The sequence below is a fragment of the Pusillimonas sp. genome (genome assembly GCF_029263785.1).
Taxonomy (GTDB): Bacteria; Pseudomonadota; Gammaproteobacteria; order Burkholderiales; family Burkholderiaceae_B; genus Pusillimonas.
In genome coordinates this window covers 1-16164 of the sequence record NZ_JAJUFE010000054.1, presented here as the reverse complement: position 1 = coordinate 16164, position 16164 = coordinate 1, and the positions used below count along the sequence as shown (strand labels likewise).

General features: G+C 57.4%; 14 protein-coding genes. 10 read left to right on the top strand and 4 right to left on the bottom strand.

What is annotated here, in order from left to right; all coding sequences use genetic code 11:
• A partial coding sequence (locus Q1J88_RS11080) for a DUF1732 domain-containing protein (protein ID WP_301117752.1) occupies positions 1–935 on the bottom strand: 935 nt, incomplete at its 3' end.
• Between the two features lie 81 nt (positions 936–1016).
• Here Q1J88_RS11080 and rph point away from each other — a divergent pair.
• The 6 genes from rph (at position 1017) to ntrC (ending at position 8239) form a co-directional block, all read left to right on the top strand.
• Positions 1017–1757, top strand: a complete 741-nt coding sequence (gene rph, locus Q1J88_RS11075) for a ribonuclease PH (RefSeq protein WP_301117750.1) — start codon at positions 1017–1019, stop codon at positions 1755–1757.
• Between the two features lie 114 nt (positions 1758–1871).
• A complete protein-coding gene (gene rdgB, locus Q1J88_RS11070; RefSeq protein ID WP_301117749.1) occupies positions 1872–2516 on the top strand; it encodes an RdgB/HAM1 family non-canonical purine NTP pyrophosphatase in 645 nt (214 codons plus the stop codon).
• Between the two features lie 18 nt (positions 2517–2534).
• Positions 2535–3743: a radical SAM family heme chaperone HemW gene (hemW, locus tag Q1J88_RS11065; protein ID WP_301117754.1), complete on the top strand. Its 1209-nt coding sequence runs from the start codon at positions 2535–2537 to the stop codon at positions 3741–3743.
• A gap of 411 nt (positions 3744–4154) precedes the next feature.
• The gene (gene glnA / locus Q1J88_RS11060) at positions 4155–5567 is read left to right on the top strand and encodes a type I glutamate--ammonia ligase (protein ID WP_301117748.1); all 1413 of its coding nucleotides are present in this window, start codon (positions 4155–4157) and stop codon (positions 5565–5567) included.
• A gap of 20 nt (positions 5568–5587) precedes the next feature.
• Positions 5588–6649, top strand: coding sequence for a nitrogen regulation protein NR(II) (gene glnL / locus Q1J88_RS11055; protein ID WP_301117747.1), 1062 nt, complete (start codon positions 5588–5590; stop codon positions 6647–6649).
• A gap of 57 nt (positions 6650–6706) precedes the next feature.
• Positions 6707–8239, top strand: a complete 1533-nt coding sequence (ntrC, locus tag Q1J88_RS11050; protein WP_301117746.1) for a nitrogen regulation protein NR(I) — start codon at positions 6707–6709, stop codon at positions 8237–8239.
• Here the strand turns inward: ntrC and Q1J88_RS11045 are convergent.
• The 3 genes from Q1J88_RS11045 to Q1J88_RS11035 all read right to left on the bottom strand — a co-directional run bounded on the left by Q1J88_RS11045 (position 8212) and on the right by Q1J88_RS11035 (position 11798).
• Positions 8212–8997, bottom strand: coding sequence for an ABC transporter ATP-binding protein (locus Q1J88_RS11045; RefSeq protein WP_301117745.1), 786 nt, complete (start codon positions 8995–8997; stop codon positions 8212–8214). The two genes, ntrC and Q1J88_RS11045, sit on opposite strands and share 28 nt — an antisense overlap.
• Before the next feature lie 52 nt (positions 8998–9049).
• Positions 9050–10666, bottom strand: coding sequence for an iron ABC transporter permease (locus Q1J88_RS11040; protein WP_301117753.1), 1617 nt, complete (start codon positions 10664–10666; stop codon positions 9050–9052).
• A 91-nt stretch (positions 10667–10757) separates the two neighbouring features.
• On the bottom strand, positions 10758–11798 hold the full coding sequence (locus tag Q1J88_RS11035; RefSeq protein WP_301117744.1) for a Fe(3+) ABC transporter substrate-binding protein: 1041 nt from the start codon (positions 11796–11798) through the stop codon (positions 10758–10760).
• Between the two features lie 349 nt (positions 11799–12147).
• Between Q1J88_RS11035 and Q1J88_RS11030 the strand changes: the two genes are divergently transcribed.
• The 4 genes from Q1J88_RS11030 to Q1J88_RS11015 form a co-directional block, all read left to right on the top strand.
• Positions 12148–12924, top strand: coding sequence for a ferredoxin--NADP reductase (locus Q1J88_RS11030; protein WP_301117743.1), 777 nt, complete (start codon positions 12148–12150; stop codon positions 12922–12924).
• Between the two features lie 91 nt (positions 12925–13015).
• A complete protein-coding gene (locus Q1J88_RS11025; protein WP_301117742.1) occupies positions 13016–13402 on the top strand; it encodes a Rid family detoxifying hydrolase in 387 nt (128 codons plus the stop codon).
• Between the two features lie 21 nt (positions 13403–13423).
• Positions 13424–15511, top strand: a complete 2088-nt coding sequence (recG, locus tag Q1J88_RS11020) for an ATP-dependent DNA helicase RecG (RefSeq protein ID WP_301117741.1) — start codon at positions 13424–13426, stop codon at positions 15509–15511.
• Positions 15512–15555: 44 nt separating this feature from the next.
• On the top strand, positions 15556–16164 hold a 609-nt coding region (locus tag Q1J88_RS11015), incomplete at its 3' end, for a LysR substrate-binding domain-containing protein (protein WP_301117740.1).

The window sequence follows — 16164 nt, the reverse complement described above, 5'->3', positions numbered from 1 at the left end:
GCCTGCTCGCGCATTTGTTCGATCAACAGTTTCAGATCGATCGCCGCGCGGGTCACTTCGATACCACTGGCCTTGGAGCCCAGGGTGTTGGCCTCGCGATTCATTTCCTGGAACAGGAAGTCGAGTCGTTTGCCCACGCTGCCGCCGGCTTTGCCGCTTTTTCTAGCGCCGCGGGCGGCTTGCGGTGTGTTGACACTGTCGTCTTGCAGCAAATGGCGAAGCTCATCAATATGAGACTGCAAGCGAGTAAGTTCTTCGGCCACATCGATGCGCAGTGCGAAAAGAGAGGACTCTTGCGCTATACGGGCGGAAAGCTCTTCACCGCTGATTTGTGCCAGGCCTGAAGGGCTGGCCGCTTCGAGTGTCTCGCGAAGCTTGGTGGCAAGTTTTTGGCGGTGCTCGTCCAATAGACGCGGAACTTCGGTCTGTACGGATGCCACAATACCAGCAATGTCCTGCGCATTTTCCAACATCGCCTGCGCCAGTCGCGCACCCTCACGCTCGCGATTGGCCTGAAGGTCGGTTAAAGCCTGTGTGGCCGCCTGCACGCACAGCTCAGTCCAGGCTTTCGGATCTGAGGTGTTTTCGCTTGCGCTTGCGCCCTTGATCAATTCTGAAAGGGTAGGGGCGGGCGTCTCGGGCAGGAATTCGCGAACCCGTTTCAGCTGCGTTGCGGTCATCTGCAGATAGTCATCGCTAAGGGCCTGATCCAGGTTGGTTGCGGCCCGCGCGAAAGCGACGCGGGCATCGACCTTGCCGCGTTTAAGAAATAACCCGATTTGCTCGCGCAGCGAGGCTTCGGCCATGCGCATTTCATCCGGGACACGCAGATTGATATCGAGGTAACGGCTGTTGACGGTGCGAATCTCGACGGTGACACTGCCTAGTTCGGATTCGGCGCTGGCTGCGCCAAAGGCGGTCATGCTGCGTATCATGAAGAAGTATCCTGCATAATGTGGGGAATTCTCTATTATTGCCGATTGGCGCACACCTTCAAATCGTTTACAGGAGTTTTCTTGTCTTCCAACCCTGATTTCAGATCGTCGGGTCGATTGCCCGACCAATTACGTGCCGTATCTCTCGAAACCGGCTTTACACGACATGCAGAAGGCTCCGTGCTGATCAAGATGGGCGATACCCATGTGTTGTGCAACGCCAGTGTGCTCGACAAGGTTCCGCCGTTTCTGAAGGGCAAGGGCCAGGGATGGGTTACCGCCGAGTACGGCATGTTGCCTCGTTCCACTCACACCCGTTCAGATCGTGAAGCGGCGCGCGGCAAGCAAAGCGGTCGCACCCAAGAGATACAACGGCTGATTGGCCGAAGCTTGCGGGCAGTGTTCGACCTGAACCTGCTGGGCGAGCGCACCATACACCTGGATTGCGACGTGCTTCAGGCAGATGGCGGGACACGCTGCGCAGCCATTACCGGCGCCTGGCTGGCGGCCGCACTGGCGGTGCGTACGCTGACCAAGGCCGGCGAACTCCAAACGCAGCCCTTGCTCGACCATGTGGCGGCGGTATCGGTGGGCCTGGTGGACGGGCGGCCGGTGCTCGACCTGGACTACCCCGAAGATTCCGGCTGCGGCGCTGATATGAATGTCGTCATGACCGGAGCAGGGGGCTTTGTCGAGATTCAGGGAACGGCCGAAGGCCAGACCTTCGATCGTGAAGCACTCGACGCCTTGCTTGGCCTGGCATCGCAAGGTATCGGGCAACTGATCGACCTCCAGAAAAAGGCGCTTGAGACGGCACCTTGAGCAGTGGGGCCATTGTCAGTAATGGGCCGGCGTCGGTTACACTGACGGCATCTTGCAAACGGGCGCAACGCTCACGTTTATGCGCCCGCACGAACATTGTTTTTTGTGTTTCCCATGCCCAGCCCATCAAGTCCTGACAATAAACCACCCACGGCCAAGAAAGTTGTTCTTGCCTCCAACAACTCGGGCAAGCTCAAAGAGTTTTCCTCCATCCTTTCGTCGGTCGGCATTCAGATGGTGCCTCAGGGCGAACTTGGCGTTTCCGAGGCAGATGAGCCCTACGCGACTTTTGTTGAAAATGCACTGGCAAAAGCGCGTCATGCGAGTCAACACACGGGGCTTCCAGCCTTGGCAGACGATTCCGGGCTATGCGTCGATTGCCTGGACGGGGCACCAGGCGTGTATTCGGCCCGCTACGCCAGTCTAAGTGGTGGAGAAAAGTCGGATGCCGCCAACAACGAGCACCTGATGAAGGTACTTGAAGGGCAAACCAATCGGTCGGCGTCTTATGTGGCTGTTCTGGTCTACGTGCGAAATGCCCAGGACCCACGCCCCATCATTGCAGAAGGGGTATGGCGCGGACAGATAAACCGCGAACCCGCCGGCGAGAACGGATTTGGCTACGACCCTTACTTCTTTCTTCCCGATCTGGGAATGACGGCGGCCCAGTTGCCGCCAACCGAGAAAAACCGCCACAGCCATCGCGCCAGAGCGCTGCGCAAATTACTCGACGCTTTGGCTCGGCAGGACGAGGCCTGAGTGCAGAAGGTTATCCGCATTGCGCCGGCAGGCTCAGGGCAGGGCAGTTCGAGCAAAGCCAGCTCCGAGGGAATCAGACTTTCCAGTCTGCCTCCGCTTTCGCTTTATGTGCACGTGCCATGGTGCGTACGTAAATGTCCGTACTGCGACTTCAATTCACACGAGCTGCAAGGCGAGCTGCCCGAAAAGGAGTTTCTTGCCGCGCTGCGAGCCGACCTCGAACAAGCATTGCCCTTGATCTGGGGCCGGCAGATATATACGGTCTTCATCGGGGGAGGGACCCCCAGCCTTCTTTCGGCTTCGGCAGTGGACGAGATGCTGGCGATGTTCCGGGCGTATCTCAACCTTTGGCCGGACGCTGAAATCACCATCGAGGCCAATCCCGGGACGGTCGAAGCGCAGAAGTTCCAGTCTTTTGCTGCCAGTGGCATCAATCGCGTCTCGCTTGGTATCCAAAGCTTTGACGACAACGCGCTGCGGACTCTGGGACGCATTCACGACGGGGACCAGGCACGCCGCGCCATCGATGCGGCTCAAAAGGCATTTCCGCGAGTAAACCTTGACCTCATGTTTGCCTTGCCCGGTCAGACACTGGAGTCCTGCCGGCACGATCTGGAAATTGCGATGGCCTATGGAACCGAACACTTATCGCTTTACAACCTGACCCTGGAACCCAATACCGTATTCGCGAAATATCCACCCGACGACTTGCCTGATGATGACACGGCGGCGGCCATGCAGGAACGCGTCGCCGAATTGGCAGAAGAAGGGGGCTGGCGCCGGTACGAAGTCTCGGCCTACGCGCGCGAGGGTGCGCAAAGTCGCCACAATACCAACTATTGGGAGTTTGGTGACTATCTGGGAATCGGGCCGGGGGCCCATGGAAAATTATCGTTCCCCGATCGGATCATCAGGCAGTCCAGGCTGCGACAACCGGGGTCCTGGATGTCCAAAGCCTTGTCGGGAAGCGCGGAACATATTGCGGACGAGCACGAAGTCCAGGCTCAGGATCTGCCGTTTGAGTTCATGTTGAATGCCCTGCGTCTGAAACAAGGCGTGGCGACAGCCATATTCGAAGATCGCACCGGATTGAGCCTGACGTCCATACTGCCCACCGTGAATCGCGCCGTTGAAAAGGGCCTGCTCGATCCCAACCCTTCACGTATCCAGGCCACACCACTGGGCTGGCGCTTCCTGAACGACCTTCAAAGCATGTTTCTGGTCTGATCCGGCACCGGTCGAGAATCCATAAAATCCGGGAATTTGGCAATACTGCAATCCCTGCAATCCCTGCAATCCCTGCAATCCCTGCAATCCCTGCAATCCGGCAATCCGGCAATCCGGCGACCCGGCGGTCCGGCGCTCCGGCGACCGGACAAAGCTCTGGAACAAGCCCTCATTACACTTGGTTTCTGATTTTCCCCAGTGTGGCGCAATCGCTTTGCACTACAATTTGAACCAATATGGGGCATATGCACCATATTTGTGCAAAAGCTCTTCCGAATCTGAATCGAAAACATGTGGAAATCCCGGCGAAAAGGACAAAACCGGCGTTTTCCCGGCGGTAAAAACTGGCACGGTTGTTGCGTAATGCAATTCGACGTCTTCTTTTTGACCTTTATTTAGCCTGGAGCATCTATGTCCACAGCAGAAGAAATTGTGAAGTTGATTAGCGAGCGCGAAGTCGCTTTTGTGGATTTCCGATTCACGGACACGCTTGGCCGCGAACATCACATGACCGTGCCGGCTCATGCCGTCAACGAAGAAAAGCTCGAATCCGGACAAGCCTTTGACGGCTCATCGATTTCGGGTTGGAAAGGTATCGAAGCCTCTGACATGCTTCTCATGCCCGACCCAACTACTGCACGCATGGATCCGTTCCGCGAAGAGAACACGCTAATCCTGACCTGCGACGTCCTGGAACCTTCCGATCTGAAGGGGTACAACCGCGACCCGCGCTCCCTGGCACGCCGTGCAGAAGCCTATCTGAAATCCAGTGGTCTGGGTGATACAGCGTACTTCGGCCCTGAACCCGAGTTTTTCGTTTTCGACGGCGTCACCTGGAACGACGACGCCTCGGGATGTTTCGTCAAGATCAAGTCCGAAGAGGGCTCCTGGTCCCGCGGGCTCGACCTTGAAGGCGGCAATATGGGCCATCGTCCTTCGGTCAAGGGTGGGTACGTGCCGGTTCCACCGGTAGACTCGTTCCACGATCTACGCTCAGAAATGTGCTTGCTGCTGGAGCAGCAAGGCGTGCCCGTCGAGGTCCACCACCACGAAGTGGCCGGTCCCGGGCAAATGGAAATCGGTACGCAGTTTTCGACGCTGGTACGCCGCGCCGACTGGAACCAGATCCTCAAGTACACCATCCACAACGTCGCTCACGTTTATGGCAAGACAGCCACATTCATGCCCAAACCAGTGGTAGGCGATAACGGTTCGGGCATGCACGTTCACCAGTCTATCTGGAAGGACGGCCAAAACCTGTTTGCCGGCAACGGCTATGCAGGCCTTTCCGAGTTTGCGCTGTTCTACATCGGCGGCATCATCAAGCATGCCCGTGCCCTGAATGCGTTGACCAATCCTTCCACCAACTCGTACAAGCGGCTGGTTCCGCACTTCGAAGCGCCGGTCAAGCTGGCCTATTCGGCTCGCAATCGTTCGGCCTCCATTCGCATTCCGTATGTCAGCAGCCCGAAGGCCCGCCGAATCGAAGCGCGCTTCCCGGATCCACTGGCCAACCCCTACCTGGCATTTTCGGCCATGATGATGGCCGGTCTGGATGGCGTTCAGAACAAGATTCACCCGGGCGATCCCGCCGACAAGAATCTGTACGATTTGCCGCCCGAAGAAGACGCAAAGATCCCGACCGTATGTGCGTCACTCGAAGAGGCCGTGTTGGCGCTGGATGCCGATCGCGAATTCCTGACTCGCGGCGGCGTTTTCAGCAACGACATGATCGATGCATATATTGAACTCAAGATGGCCGAAGTCACGCGTTTGCGCATGACGACACACCCGGTTGAGTTCGACATGTACTACAGCCTGTAGGTTGCAGGCGAGCGGAGCGTATGGTGATCCCCTCCATCGACCACTACGATCTGCTCGCCACCGCCATACTGGCCCTGGATGAATCCGGCCTGGTGCTTGGCGCCAATGTGGCAGCGCAAGAACTGTTTGGCTTGTCGCAGCGTCAGCTCAACGGCGTCGATGCCAAGATCATGTTTGCTGCCGAGGCCGAGCTCGAATCACGGTTTGATGATGCCTTGCTTGGCCGCTACGGGGTACTGAGCCTTGCAACGCTTGCACGGACCCAAGGTGGGGATCTGCCGGTGGGGGTGACCATCACCCCGGTCGAGCATCCGGTCTGGGCGGCCTTGATCGAAGTTCGCAGTCTCGAGCATCAGGGCGCACCAGACCGGACTCAACAACTGAGCAAAGAGCTGCAGGTACAGCGCGAGTCCCTGCGCAATCTGGCACACGAGATCAAAAATCCCCTGGGAGGTATCCGGGGAGCCGCTCAGTTGCTGGAAGCCGAACTGGGACAGGGCCCGCTACGCGAATACACCAGTGTCATCGTCGGTGAGGTGGACAGACTGCGCGGACTGGTCGACCGGCTGATTGCCCCGCAAGGCGATAGCCTCAAGATGACACGCTTCAACATTCACGAGATTTGTGAGCGTGTCTTTACCTTGCTGCGAGCGGAGTTTTCTCCTGCTGTTCAGGTACTGCGCGATTACGATGCTTCGGTACCCGAGTTGTCGGGCGATCGCGAGCGATTGGTACAGGCACTTCTGAACGTGGCACGAAATGGTGCACAGGCACTGATCGAGGACAAGTCCATGGACGCCCCGACATTGACGCTGCGCACGCGCATCGGTCGCCAGCTGGTCTTGGCCAGTCGACCCGTTCGGATGGGAGTGATTGTGTCTGTGATAGATAACGGGCCGGGCGTTCCGGAAGGCCTGCGCGACAAGGTGTTTCATCCCCTGGTGACGGGACGCGCCAGCGGAACCGGCCTGGGACTGAGCCTGGCTCAAGAGTTCGTACAGCAGCACGGCGGAGTCATAGATTTTGAATCCAGTGCCGGCCGCACAGAATTTCGCCTGATATTGCCGCTTGAACCAGCTTGAGAACAGATCGAGGCAAACCGGTCTTTCCGTTTGTATTGAAGTTTTATTGGAGTCGCCATGAAGGCAGTGTGGATAGTGGACGATGATCCCAGCATACGGTGGGTGCTCGAAAAAGCGCTCGAACGCGCGCAGCTTCCCACACGTAGTTTCGTGTCGGCGGACGCCTTGCTGGAAGCCATTGAAAGTGGATTGCCTGATGTTCTGGTAACCGACATTCGCATGCCCGGCAAGGATGGCCTCGCCCTGTTGCAAGAGATCAAGGAGCGCTACCCTGATCTGGCCGTCATCGTCATGACGGCCTATACAGACTTGAGCAGCACGGTGGCCGCCTTTCAGAAAGGGGCGTTCGATTACCTTGCCAAGCCATTCGATATCAATGAGGCAGTGTCCCTGATACGACGTGCCGCTGAAGCCTCTGTATCTGCCACGCCCGTTGTCCAGGAGTCTTCACACGAGCCCGATGATCAGGCTCCCGGACACGACAACCTCGAGTTCCCGACAGCGAAACAGGGTGATCGCCTGATGATGCGTTCGGCATCTCCCGCCATGCAAGAAGTATTTCGCGCCATCGGACGGCTCGCGGCTTCATCCGCCACGGTTCTTATCACCGGCGAATCTGGCACGGGCAAGGAACTGATCGCTCGGGCCTTGCACACCCACAGCTCCCGCGCTTCCGAGCCATTTGTGGCACTCAACGCCGCAGCCATTCCTCGTGATTTGCTCGAGGCAGAATTATTTGGTCATGAGCGCGGTGCTTTCACCGGGGCAACGACCATGCGACGGGGCCGGTTTGAAGAAGCAAACGGCGGCACCTTGTTTCTGGATGAAATCGGAGACATGCCGTTCGAACTCCAGACCCGCCTGCTGCGGGTGCTGGCCGAAGGCAGTTTTTATCGCGTGGGGGGTTCGCAGGCCATACGGGTGGATGTGCGTATCGTGGCTGCCACGCATCAGCCCCTGGAGCAGCGAGTGGCACAAGGCCAGTTCCGTGAAGACCTGTTCCACCGCTTGAACGTGATCCGTCTGCGACTGCCGCCATTGCGCGAACGCAAGGAAGACATCGCGGCCCTGGCCGAACTGTTCCTGCAGAACAGTGCCGAAAAGCTTGGCGTGCCCACGCGCAGACTCACCTCGGATGCGCTGGCTGCATTACTCAGGTTCGATTATCCAGGCAATATCCGGCAACTCGAAAATTTCTGCCATTGGGTCACAGTCATGGCATCGGGTCAATGGGTCGATGTAGACGATCTGCCACCCGAACTGACCTCGGCAAATGCTGGCATCAGCGCCCCGCAAGCCAGTACGCCGATAGAAGAAGCATTGGAAAAGGCCGCGGGCCAGGAAGATCTTGGCCGGCCGGTTTGGGCCAACTTGCTGGCGCAGGATGTAAGCCGCCGTCTGGAACGCAACGAACCGGCCATTATGGCAACTCTGGTGCGCGAGTTCGAAGCCACACTGATTCGCACGGCTCTGGAACATTCACGCGAGCGTCGGGCAGAGGCCGCACAACGGCTGGGAATCGGTCGCAATACGCTCACGCGCAAGTGTCAGGAACTTGACCTTTATCCGGCCTCTTCACCGCGAAGATAGGCCTGGGCCCGCTGGGCCATCAGTGCCTCACGCCGGATAAAGTCAGCCACAAAATCGTTGGCCGGAGCGTGGTGCAAGCCATATGGCGTATCCCATTGGACAATGACGCCTTTTTGCATGACGCCGATGCGATCTGCAATCGCAAACGCCTCGGCCTGGTTATGCGTTACGAGCAGGGCGGTGTGGCCGGTGGATTTCAGGATATCGCGTACCTCGAAAGCAAGGCGTTCGCGCGTATCGATGTCCAGATTGGAGAAGGGCTCGTCCAGAAGCAGAAGGTCCGGCTCGGGTGCAAGAGCGCGGGCAAGGGCAACACGCTGCTGCTGTCCACCCGACAGTTCGTGCGGATAACGTCGTTCTGTTCCTTCGAGCCCGACAAGGTGCAGCAGTTCCGCCACGCGCCGTGTGCGTTCGGCACTATCCAGCCTGCGCAGGCCAAAGCCAATGTTTTTCTCAACAGTAAGGTGGGGAAACAATGCGTAATCCTGGAACATCATGCCAACGCCGCGATGTTCAGGTTCAAGCTGAAATCCTGCGCTGGACAATACCTTGCCGTCCAGTATGATGCGGCCGGAGCGCAAAGGCTCGAAGCCGGCAATGGCGCGCAGTACGGTAGTCTTGCCGCAACCAGAGGCACCCAGCAAGCAGCCGATATGGCCTTTTTCGAGACTCAGCGAAAAATCTTCGACCACCGCCTGTCGGCCTTGTGGCGTATCGTATGCCAAAGATATGGCGTCAAGCTGCATGATTTCAGCCATGATGCAGCAGCCTAATGTGGGTGAAGACGAGCATGAAAATCCGGAATAAAGCTTAGTAAGCTGATTTTAGCTGGTGTCGTGCCAGAAGGATTACCGGAAGGAGCCCGGCAACGACGATGGCCAGCGCGGCGATGGCGCCTTCTTCGTACGTTCCTCGCGCAGCTTCCGCATATAGCCAGGTCGCGAGCGTTTCAAAATTGACCGGACGCAGAAGCAGCGTGGCTGGAAGCTCTTTCATTGCATCGACGAAAATCAGCAGGGCTGCGGCTCCGATTGCTGGTCGAAGCAAAGGAAGATGAACACGCCGCAACGTGCCGGCCGGACTTTCACCCAGCAGCCTGGACGCCTGTTCGAGTGACGGCGGAATCCGGGCCAGACCGGATTCGAGACTGCCGACGGAAATGGCCATGAAGCGTATGACATAGGCACATACCAATGCGGTGGTGGAACCCATCAGCAGCAAGCCCGGCGGCGGATAGCCCAGCAATTGCGCCAGCCAGCCGATCAGGTCGTCCACGGCAATCAGAGGTAAAAGCAGACCTATGGCCAGGACAGTGCCGGGCAGGGCGTACCCGACAGTGGAAATACGCGAGCACAGCGTCATGAAGCGGGTCTTGATGGTGTGTGAGCTTCGCACCGCCCAGGTCACTACGATGGCACCCGCGACAGTCATGAATGTGGCGATCAGCGCCACGCTGACGGTGTTGTAGCCGCTTTGGAGCAGCTGCGCTGATATGCCGCCGGCGGTTCCAAAATGCTTGATGGTCTCTTCCAGCAAATACAGCGCCGGCGCGACGAAACCAATCAGAACCGGCAACCAGCCCAGGACCACAGCGACAAGCGCGCGAGTGCCCGAGAGCTTCTCTGGCTGAACCGGTCGCATTCTTTGTGTACTTGCATAACGCTGATGGCGCCGTCCGTGCCGCTCGAGCAAGATCAGCATTACGACAATGGCCAGCATCGACAGTGCAATCTGCGCTGCGCCGGCCAGATCAGAACGGGTGATCCAGGTGGTATATACGGATACGGTCAGCGTCTGTACGCCCAAAAATTCTGATGCACCAATGTCATTGAGGGTTTCGAGCAGGGCAAGACTTACACCCACCGCAATGGCTGGACGGGCCAGTGGCAATGCCACACGAAAAAACACGCCTCGCCGCGACTGCCCCAGAATGCGTCCGGCTTCCATCAGGCTGTTTGCCTGCGTGGCAAACATTACTCGTGTACTGAGATAGACATAAGGGTACAGAACAAATCCAAGCAGCACGATTGCGCCGGGCAACGCCCGCAAGTCGGGTAATCGAAACTGCCTGGGACTGTCGTATCCAAGAATATCCCGCAATAAGCCTTGTACCGGCCCCAAGGGATGCAATATATCGAGATAGGCAAAGGCGATGATGTACGTAGGCACCGCCAAGGGCAACAGAAGCGCCCAAAGCAATATGCGCCGCGTCGGAAAGTCGTACGCGGTAACCAGCCAGGCACTGCCCGTGCCCAGGCAGGCTACAAGCACGCCAACGCCCAGCAACAGCAGGGCGGTATTGCGCAACGCGACAGGCAATACATGTTGGGTGAGGTGGCTCCAATGAGCAAAATCCCCGCCTGTCGCCATCCATATGAGCGCGACGACCGGAGCCATCACCATCACGGCAATCAGGGCAGCTCCCATCCGCCACGGCCAGCCCGCGGAAGGAAGCAGGTACTGCTTGAAACTTCTTTTGCTGCCGGGCGTCAGTGCAGACGCCCCGCCTGGCAGCGACTTAGTTGTCGAAGCCAACTTTATCCACCAACTCGCTAGCTTGTTTGCGATATTTCGCGATCTCGGAAAGTGGCAGCGGATCCACTACCAGCTTGCCAAAGCTTGCGACGACGGGGTCAAGCTCCACGCCCTCCCGAACCGGATATTCGTAATTGGCATTGGCGTACAGATATTGGGCTTGCTCTGAGACCAGGTACTCCAACAGCTTGATGGCATCGTCCTTGTTGGGGGCATGCCGTGCCACCGCCGCACCTGAGATATTTACATGGGTTCCCTTGCTGGCTTCGTTGGCGAAGGTGGGCCGCACGACATGAATGGCGTCACCCCATTTTCGTGCGTCCGAACCGGGTTCCGAGTTCTTCATGCGACCAACATAGTAGGCGTTTGCAATACCTACATCACATATGCCGCCGAGAATATCGCGCGCGACGTCCCGATCGCCGCCGGTAGGTTTGCGGCCCAGGTTGGCCTTGAGCCCGCGCAACCATTGTTCGGCAGCTTCTACACCGTTATGAGCAATGAAAGCGGCAATAAGACCGGTGTTATACGGGTGTTGCCCGGACCGCGTGCAGAATTTGCCTTTCCATTTGGGATCGGCCAGCGACTCATAGGTAAGCTCTTTGACATCGATGTCGTTGGAGACGTAAGCCACCCGGTCGCGCATGGAAAGGGTGTACCAGTGACCATCCTTGCCGCGCAGATTGGCCGGAATGACTTCATTCAAGACCTTGGATTCGATCGGCTGGGTAACGCCGCCTTGTACGAGGTCAATAAGGTTCCCGATGTCGACGGTCATCAGGACATCGGCCGGGGATTTCTCGCCTTCGGCCTTGACGCGCTCCAGCAAGCCATCTTTGACGAACACGGTATTGGCCTTGATGCCGGTGTCTTTTGTAAACTGCTCGAGAATTGGTTGAATGAGCCCCGGTTCTCGAGTGGTATAAAGCGTGACATCCGCCACCGCGGCGGTTGCGCTGGCCGCCAGGCCCACCGTCGCGGCGGCACGAAGCAGGGATGCTAGGAAAGGGCGTTTCAAACGCATGACTGGGCTTCCTGTTAATGCAAATGATTATCAGCTACATGAAAAGCAAAGGCTAACAGTTTAAAGGAAAGCCCGCAACTTCGCCGTCGGCACGTGATTCAATTGGCTTAATCTAACGTATACACTCTAAATGCACCTTGCGCAGAATCAAGGTCACCGCCCACTCAAAAAGTTGGAAATTTATTCGGAATGTTCTAAATACCACATAAACAATAGAAAATTAACTTAGTAAACACTAAAATGGTGTAGAATTGATCTACACTTGTTTATGTCGATAACCACGCCTCCGGCAGTCGAAGCAAGCGTATACACTTCTTCTTTCTCGGTGGCCTTTTTAGCGAACAAGACTATGGCAGCTTTTAACTCAGAGCAGGTACTCAGCGTACGACACTGGAACGACACACTGTTTTCCTTTACCACCACGCGCGATTCTGCGCTGCGGTTCCACAATGGCCACTTTGTCATGCTCGGCCTCGAAGTCGAAGGCAAGCCTCTAATGCGGGCATACAGCATTGCCAGCGCCAATTACGAAGAGAACCTGGAATTCCTCAGCATCAAGGTGCCCGACGGCCCGCTGACATCCCGCCTGCAGCATCTCAAAGTGGGCGATTCGGTATTGGTCAGCAAGAAACCCGTTGGCACGTTGGTTGTTGATGACCTCAAGCCCGGCAAGAATCTATATCTGTTTGGCACCGGTACGGGCCTGGCTCCCTTCATGAGCATCATCAAGGATCCAGACGTCTACGACCGTTTCGAAAAGGTAGTGCTGGTACATGGCGTACGCTACGTCAGCGAACTGGCCTATGCAGACTTCATCCAGAATGAACTGCCTAACAACGAGTACTTTGGCGACCTGGTTCAAGAAAAACTGATCTACTACCCAACCGTCACGCGCGAAAATTTCCGCAACATGGGCAGGCTTACCACGCTCATCGAGACTGGCAAGTTGTTCGAAGACATCGGGCTGCCTCCGATCAACCCGGAAACAGACCGTGCCATGCTGTGCGGTAGTCCTGCCATGCTTACCGATGTCACCAAACTGCTTGATGATCGGGGTTTTGTCGTATCGGCAGGAGTCGGAGAACCCGGCGACTACGTCATAGAGCGGGCATTTGTCGAGAAATAAGATTGCTGCGGGTGCAGGGACCTTGTTAATTCTAGCTATAGCTGTTTAAACTCTGATAGTGGATTGTTTTCCCCTCATTACAGAGAACCGAATGGCTAAGCAAATTATTCATACCGAGGCGGCACCCGCCGCAGTTGGGCCTTATTCCCAGGCCGTAGCCGCCCCGGCCGGCAAGACCGTTTTCTTGTCCGGCCAGATTGGCCTTGAGCCCAGCACGGGCGAACTGGTCTCCGAAAACTTCGAGGGTCAGGTACGCCAGTCGTTTGCGAATATGCAGGCTGTCATCGAAGCGGCTGGCGGGACGCTTGAAAGCATTGTCAAGCTCACACTGTACCTGACAGACTTGAGCAAGTTCGCCAGCGCCAATGCCATCATGGCGGAAATCATTCCCCAGCCGTTTCCCGCGCGCTCGACGATCGGTGTGGCGAGTCTGCCCAAAGGCGCTCAATTCGAGGTCGAGGCGATTATTGTCGTTTAGGCGACACGTCTTCGCCACACCGTGAGCACATCTGCAACCGGGGCAAAATCCAACAAGGCCGGCCAGTCAAGTCAGGCGGCGGATGGCTTGAGTGTCACTCAGCGTCGTTTTCTACGCTTGGGTCTTCACACTGAACAGGACTTCATCGTTCATCTTCCATTGCGCTACGAAGATGAAACACAAGTCCAGGCCATAGGCTCGTTGCAGGTAGGGCAAACTGGTCAGGTCGAAGGCGAAGTCGTGTACAGCGAAGTCCAGTTCCGGCCTCGCAGGCAGCTCGTTGCCATGATCGAAGATGGCACGGGCCGACTGGCTTTACGTTGGCTCAATTTTTATCCAAGCCAGCAAAAACAGGTAGAGCGTGGAAAGCGGATCAGGGTACGAGGCGAGCTGCGCGGAGGGTTCGCCGGACTCGAAATGGTGCATCCGCGCGTCACGGCTGCCGGCGGCGATCTGCCAGACTCACTGACGCCTGTATACCCAACTACCGATGGCCTGAGCCAGCCCGCATTGCGACGCGCCATTGACCAGGCACTTGCTCGCGCCGACCTGAGTGATACGCTGCCCGAGCCGATTCGAAAGCGCTACGGCCTGCTGCCGTTTGCCGAGGCGATTCGAACACTGCATCACCCACCACCAGACGTCTCGTATCACGACCTTGTCGAGCGCGAGCATCCTGCATGGCGGCGCATCAAGTTTGACGAACTGCTTGCCCAGCAGTTGTCTCTGGCCATTGCACGTGCTGCACGGATGACTCAGCGCAGCCGCCCATACAGTGCGAACGACACCGCACTGGTGTCCGCGCTGCAAGACCGCCTGCCGTTTGAACTGACGCAGGCGCAACAGCGTGTAATTCGCGAAATTCGAGACGATCTTGCTCGTTCCCATCCCATGCACCGGCTCTTGCAAGGCGACGTCGGCAGTGGCAAGACCGTTGTCGCTGCAATGGCCGCTGCTCAGGTCATAGGCAACGGCGGACAAGTGGCGATGATGGCGCCCACAGAGATTCTGGCGGAGCAGCATTTTCGGAAACTGTCGGCGTGGCTCGATCCGCTGGGTGTACGAATCGCGTGGCTTACCGGAAGCCTCGGTACAAAAGCCCGTCGCGAATCCATGGCGGCAATCGAGTCGGGTGAGGCACAGCTTATTGTCGGTACCCAGGCGCTTATACAGGACAAGGTCGTTTTCGCAAATCTGGGCTTGGTAATTCTTGACGAACAACATCGTTTCGGTGTGGGACAGCGGCTCGAGCTCAGCCGGAAGGGCGAGGCTGCCGGAGGCGCACTGATTCCCCACCAATTGAACATGAGCGCCACCCCCATACCGCGAACCCTGGCAATGACGTTCTTCGCCGATCTGGATGTATCAGTCATCGACGAACTGCCGCCCGGACGCTCGCCCATCATCACCAAGCTGGCTTCTGATGAGCGACGAGACGAGATTCTCGCTCTGGTGGCACAGGAAGTCCGATCAGGCCGGCAAGCATATTGGGTTTGTCCTCTGGTTGAAGAAAGTGAAGCCCTGCAGTTGCAAACCGCAGTAGACACGCATCAGCAACTGTCCGAGGCCTTGCCAGACCTGCGCATCAGACTGATACACGGCAAGCTCAAGCCCGCCGAGAAAGCGCAGATCATGGAAGAGTTTCACGCCGGCCAAGTCGACCTGCTGGTGGCCACGACAGTCATCGAGGTAGGGGTGGACGTACCGAATGCGTCGTTGATGATCATCGAACATGCCGAACGGTTCGGGCTTGCCCAATTGCACCAGTTGCGAGGCCGGGTAGGCAGGGGCGGGATTCAATCGATCTGTCTGTTGATGTATCAGGGACCGCTTTCTCAGGTCGCCCGACAAAGGCTGCGCGCAATGTATGAAACCAATGACGGCTTCGAGATTGCCCGGCGCGACCTTGAGCAACGCGGTCCCGGAGAGTTTCTGGGCCTGCGTCAGTCTGGCACGGCACTACTGCGTTTTGCCGATCTGGATACTGACGCCGAACTGGCGGCACAGGCGCAGGAACTTGCCCGTGACTGGCTCCGTCACGACCCGGATAAAGCGCAAGCGCACATGAACCGGTGGATGCGAGGCAAACAGGATTATCTGCGAAGCTGATGTGGGGCTCCTATTAACCACCTGTTAGAGGACAGCGAGTAGCCATGACTTTGACGGAATTGAAATACATAGTCGCGGTAGCGCGAGAAAGGCATTTTGGCCGGGCGGCGGACGCCTGCTTCGTCAGCCAACCTACCTTGTCTGTCGCCATCCGCAAACTGGAAGACGAACTGGGTGTCGTGCTGTTCGAGCGCGGAGGCACCGAAGTTGGAGTGACCCCCATCGGACTCAAGGTCGTGGCACAGGCTCAACGAGTGCTGGAAGAAGCCACCAACCTCAAAGAAATCGCACGACAGGGTCACGACCCCCTGGAAGGGCCCTTGAGAGTCGGTGTGATCTACACGGTTGGCCCCTATCTGCTTCCCAAACTTGTGCCCTCACAAATCGAGGTGACACCGCAGATGCCCCTGGTGCTACAGGAAAACTTCACCACACGCTTGCTTGAATTGTTGCGGCAGGGTGAGATCGATTGTGCCATTGTCGCGCTTCCCATACCCGACGCGGGGCTGATGGTTCAGCCGCTTTACGACGAACCCTTTGTAGTGGCCGTGCCAAAGGGACACCCATGGGCGGATCATAAGCAGATAAGCTCCGACGCGCTGAAGGAAGAAACCATGTTGCTGCTGGGTGCCGGCCATTGTTTCCGGGACCAG